Origin of the sequence: Enterobacter sp. SECR19-1250 (assembly GCF_013391025.1) — a bacterium.
Classification (GTDB): Bacteria; Pseudomonadota; Gammaproteobacteria; order Enterobacterales; family Enterobacteriaceae; genus Enterobacter; species Enterobacter cloacae.
Window position 1 is genome coordinate 1 of record NZ_JACASJ010000249.1, and the last position, 1,533, is coordinate 1,533.

The following is a 1,533-nucleotide window of genomic DNA, read 5'->3' on the forward strand; positions in this document are numbered from 1 at the left end:
ACACAACCCGCTACGGGGGAGACTTACCCGAAATCTGATTTATTCAACAAAGCCTATTCAGTTAAAAGATTGTCCTGAAACGGTTACCAGCGCCTCGGTGACATTCGGCGGGACGCCTGACAGTAACAACAAAGATATTCTTGCTGTGACATCAGGAACCGGTTCGGCGTCAGGAGTGGGTGTTCAGTTGCTGGATAAAACAGAAAATCCACTGAGTTTATATACGGCCTCTGCTGCATATACGCTCACGCCAGGTACCACAACAAACGATCTGCAGTTTGGTGCACGTTATATCCAGACCGGAGGAACGGTGTCTGCCGGACTGGCGAATGCCGCTTCTACCTTCACTATTGTTTACAACTAATAAAACAGATATTAGCTACCCCAGTGGCTAATATCTGTTATTGCTTTATTACGGTGTCACTATGCGAAAATATCTTCTGGCCTCCTCTTTTTTATTTATTGCCTCCGTTGCCCATGCGGGTATTACCATTGGCGGCACACGCGTGGTCTACCCAGAAAGTAAAAAAGAATCCTCTATTGGGATCACCAACCCGGACAATCTCGATTATCTGGTGCAGTCATGGGTCGAAACCGAAGATAACGCACGTGAGAAAGCGCCGTTCCTGATCACGCCGCCGCTGTTTCGCCTTGATGCGAAGCAAGAGAACGTTCTGCGCATCATCAGAACCGGGGGAAACTTACCTGCCGATCGCGAATCGCTGTTCTGGTTGAATATTAAATCCATCCCCTCTTCTGCGCGCAATGAGAGCGTTAATACGCTGCAGATTGCGATTAAAACCCGTATTAAGCTGCTTTATCGTCCGTCAGGTATTACCGGAAAACCGGAAGATGTTGCCACGCAATTATCCTGGCACACCCGGGGAAACCAGCTGATTGTCGAAAACCCCACGCCGTTTTATATGAATTTCCAGGAAATAACGCTCGACGGTAAAAAGGTCGATAAAGCCACCTATGCCGGCCCAAAAAGTGAAACCCATTTCGCGACACCAGGAAATATTACAGCACACACCGTGACCTGGAAAATCATCAATGATTACGGCGGTATTAGCCAGTCCTATAGCGCACAGATTAAATAACGTCTGGAATAGCGAAAATTATTATGAGCTGGGACTACTCCACCAAACCACCCAAACAGCACGGACGCTCAATGCTTATTGCATTGGGCTGCACGCTGTTGGGTGTGTGCGTGCAAAAAGTTCTGGCCGATGATTATTTCAACCCGGCGCTACTGGATATTGATAACCCAGGTCAGGGTAAAACCGACCTCAGTATTTATGAGATTGGTCCCGGTCAGGCTCCCGGTAAATATCACGTTGACGTTTACGTCAACAATAATAAAGTGGCAAGCAAAGAGATTGAGTTCACGCTGAAGAAAGACGCCAGCGGTAAATCAACCCTGCAGCCGTGCCTTAGCGCCGCCCAGTTAAAAAGCTTCGGTATTAATACCGAAAAATTCGGGTAATGACTCCAACTTATTGATAGTGTTTTATGTTCAGATAATGCCCGATG

Annotated in this window: 3 protein-coding genes; all 3 read left to right on the forward strand. The window is 47.4% G+C overall.

All coding sequences use genetic code 11. The annotated features are described in order from the left end of the window. A partial coding sequence (locus HX884_RS26340; RefSeq protein WP_178329029.1) for a fimbrial protein occupies positions 1-364 on the forward strand: 364 nt, incomplete at its 5' end. A 61-nt stretch (positions 365-425) separates the two neighbouring features. Continuing rightward, the gene (locus HX884_RS26345) at positions 426-1,100 is read left to right on the forward strand and encodes a molecular chaperone (RefSeq protein ID WP_047024368.1); all 675 of its coding nucleotides are present in this window, start codon (positions 426-428) and stop codon (positions 1,098-1,100) included. A gap of 23 nt (positions 1,101-1,123) precedes the next feature. Then, entirely contained in the window at positions 1,124-1,486 is a 363-nt protein-coding gene (locus tag HX884_RS26350) for a FimD/PapC N-terminal domain-containing protein (protein ID WP_306173226.1), read from the forward strand. Positions 1,487-1,533 lie beyond the last annotated feature (47 nt).